The following is a 6,107-nucleotide window of genomic DNA, read 5'->3' as shown; positions in this document are numbered from 1 at the left end:
CGTCCAACTTGATACGAACAATCTCGGGTTGATCTTCGTCCATATAAATACCTCACCATTCTTATGATGAGGTCATGATACCGCTTGGCAATTGAGAGGGATAGGCGGTCTGTTATTAGGTGCTTACTTTCTCTTTTTTATTTTTCTGGGCTGTGGCTACTTTCCCTTGGGGAGATCCAGATTTGACGAGAACTTAGCCAATTTTTGTGGGAGGGCTTAATGATTATCCCAGTAGTACCGTTGGGATACTTCTTTGTTGCGTATGTTTGGCAATAATGACATCAGCGGTTATTAAGATACCTACACTGATAAGCAATACTACGATTGCCGTTGTGGTGGACAGGCTCAGACCAGAAGCTTCGTTAGGTGTGACCATCGTGTAGGGGTTCATGTATGTTGTTGGCAGCCAACGCAGTGCACTGCTATACATGTGCGATTGATATAACGAGGTTGTACCAATTGTAGCTATTACCACTCCAATTACTGGTCCTGTCACGTTTCCGAATGGTAATTTACGAAGCAGTTTGATTAGCACTACGAGAAACACCACCAATAGTACCAAATAGGCGGCATATCTGACTATTATAGCCGAATTCGTCATGTATGAAAATTTTTCGGTGAGATCAGAATAGAAGACATTTTGGTACTTGGCGCCTAGTCCATTGAATACTCCCCAAGGTGCGAATGTGAGCACGCCAATAGCTAACATGCTAATGACCGTCATGCTGCAAGTCTTGACCAGAATGTTGATTTCATTTTCCCCAGGCTTGCTGAAGCTGTTGAGTAGTAGTGCAATCATTAGCACTAAAGGAAGGAGAATTAGTGCGCCGATGCGTTTAATCGTAGTGAGGAATACATTAAGCGCCGGTTGCTTATTTTCTGATTGTGCATAGTAGCTTAGGTTATGAGATACCATGTACTTCAAACTTGACCTAATGCCAGGTGCTTTTGGCATAGAGCTAAACTGTTCTTTGGCTAGTAGCAGATTATATAGTGAACTACTCAATGAAATGCGATCTACTGATTTAGCATCTTGCAGTGCCTTATCTCTTAGCGTCTCAAGATGTTGAACGTCAGTGGACTGAATTTGTCCGTCTTGTACTTGTTGTCGTAATTCGTTCAAATTGGATTCGGATAAAATTAGCGACACGTCACCTTGCAGTGATCGTGTGGCATTGTTGTAATTGTTACTGGTAAAGGTACGAGAGGACGGATAAAGAAGTAGTAGAACCAGAAGAAAAATTGCAAACAGATAAGCTTGTTTTAATCGAGATTTGCCCTTGGCTTTTTTGGTCTTCTGCATAACAGCATCTCCTTGAGGTTATACGATATTGGCAACTGGTATACTTATACCGAAATTATATACTAGAAAGCGTTCTTTGCATATACAACAAATATTAGGTTTTGATTTTCTATCTTTAGTTCATGAAATGATTTGATGGAGGTACTTCAATGCAAAAAAATTAGAACTTTCTAATAATCTGTAGCTTAATGTTTGCATATGAATACTTCAATTTGAGAAAATAACATTAAGCAAACGTTTGTTAGTAAATTACCGTGTGAATTATCAGCAATTCAATGCCCGTGTGACACCTGAACTTTGCCCTCCAAACATAATGTTTGCCCGGTTGTGCCTATTCGAGTAGCGAATTACTAGATGACGATGTCAGCAACGACAACAAAGGAGGAACCCATTATGTTAAATGCAAAAATTACCGCAGCACTTGCAACCGCCGTTTTCTCTGCCGTTACTGTGATGCCGAGCGCATTAGTTTCGGCAAACACTCAGCCCGTGGCAAGTGAACCTGAAGTTTCTGTGATTCAAGCGCCAGCGGATGATCTTTCATCGATGTTTGCGCAAACGGCAGATGTGCCAACCAAGCAGTGGGTTATGACTAACTTAAGAAATCAGAAGAAAGCCTACTGGGATGTATCTACACGAGTAATCACCTTTGTAACTGATTTTGAAACGCATCCGAAATTAACTGCCGGGTGGACAGTTTACTGGGAGGATTTTGGAAATACGGAAACTGCCGGGAGTCTGACGAGTTCGGAACAAAAGGCACTTGCGGTGGCAAAATTGGATGGCAAAGTGGGAGACGTCTTTGACGTCAGCCATTACACGTATTCATACACGAGTAACTGAGTGAGAACGAGTTTGCAACTTGACACAAGTAGAAGCATTAAACAAAGAAATCACACGTAACAGATTTATCACCCGTTACAACCAGCCAGGCGGGCACTTCACTTGAGGTGCTCGCTTTTTTGTTACACCTAAAGACACCAGCAGGATTATCAAGCTCCTGCTGTTTTTTTAATACATTTAGGATTCGACGCTAGTATCGGCGAGGTTGTTTACCGCCATGCAGTTTGGCGTGTCTGCCTGGGTGCGTATACATATAGTATAAGTATCGACAAGGGGTATAGATGCCAGTCCTAAGTCCCGTAGCAAGAGTACGAAGCCAATCGATTGTTGCGATGCGCATTATTCCCTAGTGGTAAGTATGTCAGCTTTTCTGTACAATGATGATTACTATTCAAGACCGGGAGAGAAGAGAAGTGAGCAGACAAAGACGATTTCAAGGCAAGACGCGGCGGTACCTGCTGAAAGCAGCATTTGCATACCTGATATTTGTGATCATAGCTGAATTAGAGATCAACTGGCGAATTTACAATCCGGCTCCTTTCATCGATTTAGCCAAACAATACGGCAATAGTGGGGTTACGCCTTACGACGTGGTGATCGTGCTTGCGTTTATGGGATGGTTGGCAGGCTTGGTGCTATTTAGTTTGGGCAAAGCAAGGGATTTCTACCGGTGCCGGTGTGCGTTAGTTATATTCTTAGTTTCAGCAACTATCTGGTCTAACAGGTTGTCGGCATCGGTGTTTTTAGATATTGTCGCTAAGCACCATTGGTTCAGAGTTTTCTTCCCGATTGTGGTTCCCGACCCGTGGGACGCTTTAATGTTGCCATTATCAGTGATCAAGTGGCTGCCGTTGCAGATCATGCTGGAAAATATCGCACACTTGATTAGGCAACACAAAGAGGCTAAGAATGTATGCGCCTGATTCCAGTGGTCAGGCCTCTTTGTGTTGCACTCATAATTTCAGCAACCGTAATACCCCATCCCAAACGCCGCCGACCATGACCAAACCGATGATCAGCAGCCACTGGCGATCCGGCTTTGCGCCGGTGCGATGGCGCAACTGGCCAAGCCCATAATAAACGCCGAGGCCGATCAAGACCACATCGCCACCAAGACTCAGCCAGTTCAACAGCGTCACTGCCGGCCAGCGCTGCGCCGCAAATGCCAGCAGCGTGTAGCAAAGCACCCCCACGCCTAACAGACTCGAATGGGCCTGGCTGATCCCTGCTTGCACCAGCAAATAACCCCCGATGTATAACCCTGCGACCAACGACGCATACACCGTCCAAATCTCCGGCAGCACTCCTTGCGCATTGATAATCATGACAAACGCAAACACGATCAAGGTGATCCAATCAAAGACTTTCAGCCGCTCTGTCATTGCCATTCCTCCTTCCCTGACGCCATCTCAAGCACATCAAAACTTAATATTAACCGCTTGACGCCCCCGTGTATGCGCTATCATACGCTTTATCAATGTGCTTTACAATATTGATCTTGTAAACGCTCATGTGAAATTGACCAGCACTGTCAGGTACCACACTCAAACGAAAAGATGTGACGACAATGCAACGCGTGATTCAATGCAGCAGCTTAATGTTAGGACCGACTCTGGTATCGATCTTGGCCAGTGTCATCATTGCCCAAGCCCACGGCCAAACGACTTATGCCCGAGGCAGCACGCTGATTATCGGCGCCGCGCTAATCAATGCACTTAGTATCGCCTTGGTCGTCGTTTGCGTCGGCTTTGGCCTAACAATTCCAACAACGCGCTTGCAGCATATCGCGTTGCTGATTTCTTTAGTATTGCCGATTATCGGGTTGCTCTGTCTTTGGTATAACCTGATCCCACTAGTGGCTTGGCGCAACATCGGGTACTTTCGGATTAACTTGACCACGGCGTTGCCTACTCAAATCGGCGCCGTGATCGGCACTGCAGCGATCATGCGCTGGCTCAAGCCGACCAAAAATTGACACCGCTTGGCAAAATAATAGCGGCCCCTTATCTCAGCATAAGGCACCGCGCATTTGCGAACTATTTTGAATGATCAATATCGCTGCTGATATAACTTAATAATCTCCAACGCCGAGTTCTCTGGACTAGCCGGCCACATAAGCGCCGGCGCTTGGTCTGCCGGTACCCAGTTGGCTTCGCCGAGTTCATCAGATAAGGTGAAGTCGTGTTCGTCGGTGAGCACGATATAGCCGTGCATCATCATCTTGTGCTTCGGCAACCAATACGTGCCGGCATAATCAATTTGCTTGGCGTGCAAGCCTAATTCTTCGCCAACTTCGCGCAAGGCCGCTTGTTCGACATTCTCGCCAGGTTTGATATAACCGGAAATCAACGATTCATACTGCGTGGAGAGGTACGGCATTTTGGCCAAGACGATTTCGTGTTGGGCATTGGCCACTAACACGATCACGCAATCGGCAAAATTGGGGAACCAGAACTTCTGGCAATGCGGGCAATATGGGATGTCGCCGTCATCGCCGGCGGCTTTAGGCACAAGCTTGGTGCCACAAGTGGGACAATACGTATACATAACTTCGCCTTCAATCTTAAGAGTCGAGGTTTAGTATACCACTGCGGCCAAGCTGTAGCGGGGCAAAAAACGCCCCAAGCACGGTGGCTAGGCTATCCGACCCGCTATGAACGCGCCACTCCGCTTTGGGTGTCGTCGAGCTGCGTGACGCGACGCGGCGTGATATAAGTCGTGACGCCACTTGGGCAAAGTACGCCCAAGTGTCATCCCGCCTTTTATCCACCGCTAAAACGCGCCACTTCGCTTTGGGTGTCGTCGAGCTGCGTGGCGCGACGCGGCGTGATATAAGTCGTGACGCCACTTGGGCAAAGTACGCCCAAGTGTCATCCCGCCTTATATCCACCGCTAAAAGCGCGCCACTTCGCTTTGGGTGTCGTATCCTAATTCGAATACTGTAGGACAGGTGTTGCGGAGGTGCGCGGGGAAAGCGTCGGTCAGGCCGTGAAACGATCAGCACAGTAAGACTTGCGGGCTGGGCAGGGCTTGCTGTGCTGATCGCGGCAAGTTTAAAGACCGCGCTGAGCAAAGCGATGCGGGCTTTAAACTTAGGCGTAAAACACGCGCACTTTGCGTGGTTGGAGCCGGCCGCACCGCCTGCACCGACGCTTTCCCCGCGCGCCGCAGCAACACCTGTCCGGGCCTGAGCAAGTCCCTCGCCTGATCCACATCGCTAAAACCGCTTTGCTCCGCTCTGGTAGATTGTGCTAGAATCGAGGTAACATACACAATGAAGGGGCAATGCCACAATGGACGTTTTCAATGCATTGAAATTGATTCAGTTCGACCACCAGCCTTTGAACCACCAGCAAGTCGTGATCACTGATCCAACCGGAAAGCCCGACGCCGAGCTTTCCGACCTGCTGGCCGATTGTTTGAGTAAAGTCGATATCTTCATTGATTTTAGCACCGCCAACAGCGTGGCCGACGTCATCGACGACTTACACCTGCTGACGCCGCTGCCTTATGACGTTTTGGAAGAATACCAGAAAATCTTGGAACAGAAGATCACCAACATCAACTTCGCCAGCCACAAGCAGCTCATCGAGCTGGTATATGCGCCGCTGGTGTGAGCAGCCGCTATAATTTCAGCGTGCATCATCACTCACAGATTTGCTATAGCAACAGTAATACTAGAGCATCAGGGTAATATGTCATGCTATAATTAAGGCAACAAAAAGGTCCTGTGCTTGAACACAGGACCCAGCAAACCGCCAAAAACGGTTGGCATTGAATAAAGCAGTCGAGACCGCTAAACCTCTGTCCGAAGTTTACTAGCGGTTTTTTTTGCCCGCGTTTTACAATCAAGTTAGCCACTATCGTTAGCACTCAGACAAAATAAAAAACACCAAGTCGATACGACCTGTTATCATTAAAGTTCCTACACAATTAATGAAAGAGGTATCGTCTTGATGCA

7 protein-coding genes are annotated in these 6,107 nt (G+C 47.4%); 4 read left to right on the top strand and 3 right to left on the bottom strand.

What is annotated here, in order from left to right; translation table 11 throughout:
- Window positions 1–223 precede the first annotated feature (223 nt).
- Entirely contained in the window at window positions 224–1,303 is a 1,080-nt protein-coding gene (locus tag ACGG90_RS15130; RefSeq protein WP_390410672.1) for a hypothetical protein, read from the bottom strand.
- Window positions 1,304–1,696: 393 nt separating this feature from the next.
- Here ACGG90_RS15130 and ACGG90_RS15125 point away from each other — a divergent pair, with 393 nt between their 5' ends.
- Complete coding sequence (locus ACGG90_RS15125) at window positions 1,697–2,146, top strand: hypothetical protein (RefSeq protein ID WP_390410671.1); 450 nt, start codon at window positions 1,697–1,699, stop codon at window positions 2,144–2,146.
- 413 nt (window positions 2,147–2,559) lie between these two features.
- Complete coding sequence (locus ACGG90_RS15120) at window positions 2,560–3,069, top strand: hypothetical protein (RefSeq protein ID WP_390410670.1); 510 nt, start codon at window positions 2,560–2,562, stop codon at window positions 3,067–3,069.
- Between the two features lie 30 nt (window positions 3,070–3,099).
- On the opposite strand, the gene ACGG90_RS15115 is transcribed toward ACGG90_RS15120, so the two are convergent.
- Complete coding sequence (locus tag ACGG90_RS15115) at window positions 3,100–3,528, bottom strand: hypothetical protein (RefSeq protein ID WP_390410669.1); 429 nt, start codon at window positions 3,526–3,528, stop codon at window positions 3,100–3,102.
- A 215-nt stretch (window positions 3,529–3,743) separates the two neighbouring features.
- On the opposite strand from ACGG90_RS15115, the gene ACGG90_RS15110 reads away from it, so the two are divergent.
- Window positions 3,744–4,121, top strand: coding sequence for a hypothetical protein (locus ACGG90_RS15110; protein ID WP_390410668.1), 378 nt, complete (start codon window positions 3,744–3,746; stop codon window positions 4,119–4,121).
- Between the two features lie 74 nt (window positions 4,122–4,195).
- On the opposite strand, the gene ACGG90_RS15105 is transcribed toward ACGG90_RS15110, so the two are convergent.
- A complete protein-coding gene (locus ACGG90_RS15105) occupies window positions 4,196–4,693 on the bottom strand; it encodes an NAD(+) diphosphatase (RefSeq protein WP_390410667.1) in 498 nt (165 codons plus the stop codon).
- A 746-nt stretch (window positions 4,694–5,439) separates the two neighbouring features.
- Here ACGG90_RS15105 and ACGG90_RS15100 point away from each other — a divergent pair.
- Window positions 5,440–5,763, top strand: coding sequence for a hypothetical protein (locus tag ACGG90_RS15100; RefSeq protein WP_390410666.1), 324 nt, complete (start codon window positions 5,440–5,442; stop codon window positions 5,761–5,763).
- Window positions 5,764–6,107: the final 344 nt, after the last annotated feature.

This window comes from Lacticaseibacillus jixiensis (assembly GCF_042847315.1).
Lineage (GTDB): Bacteria > Bacillota > Bacilli > Lactobacillales > Lactobacillaceae > Lacticaseibacillus > Lacticaseibacillus jixiensis.
The sequence above is the reverse complement of the archived record's forward strand: the minus strand, read 5'-3'. Positions and strand labels throughout refer to the sequence as shown.

What these genes read in the sequence shown, in the direction of transcription:
- ACGG90_RS15130 (WP_390410672.1), bottom strand. Translation starts at nt 1,303, where the DNA reads ATGCAGAAGACCAAAAAAGCCAAGGGCAAATCTCGATTAAAACAAGCT.
- ACGG90_RS15125 (WP_390410671.1), top strand. Translation starts at nt 1,697, where the DNA reads ATGTTAAATGCAAAAATTACCGCAGCACTTGCAACCGCCGTTTTCTCT.
- ACGG90_RS15115 (WP_390410669.1), bottom strand. Translation starts at nt 3,528, where the DNA reads ATGACAGAGCGGCTGAAAGTCTTTGATTGGATCACCTTGATCGTGTTT.
- ACGG90_RS15110 (WP_390410668.1), top strand. Translation starts at nt 3,744, where the DNA reads ATGTTAGGACCGACTCTGGTATCGATCTTGGCCAGTGTCATCATTGCC.
- ACGG90_RS15105 (WP_390410667.1), bottom strand. Translation starts at nt 4,693, where the DNA reads ATGTATACGTATTGTCCCACTTGTGGCACCAAGCTTGTGCCTAAAGCC.
- ACGG90_RS15100 (WP_390410666.1), top strand. Translation starts at nt 5,440, where the DNA reads ATGGACGTTTTCAATGCATTGAAATTGATTCAGTTCGACCACCAGCCT.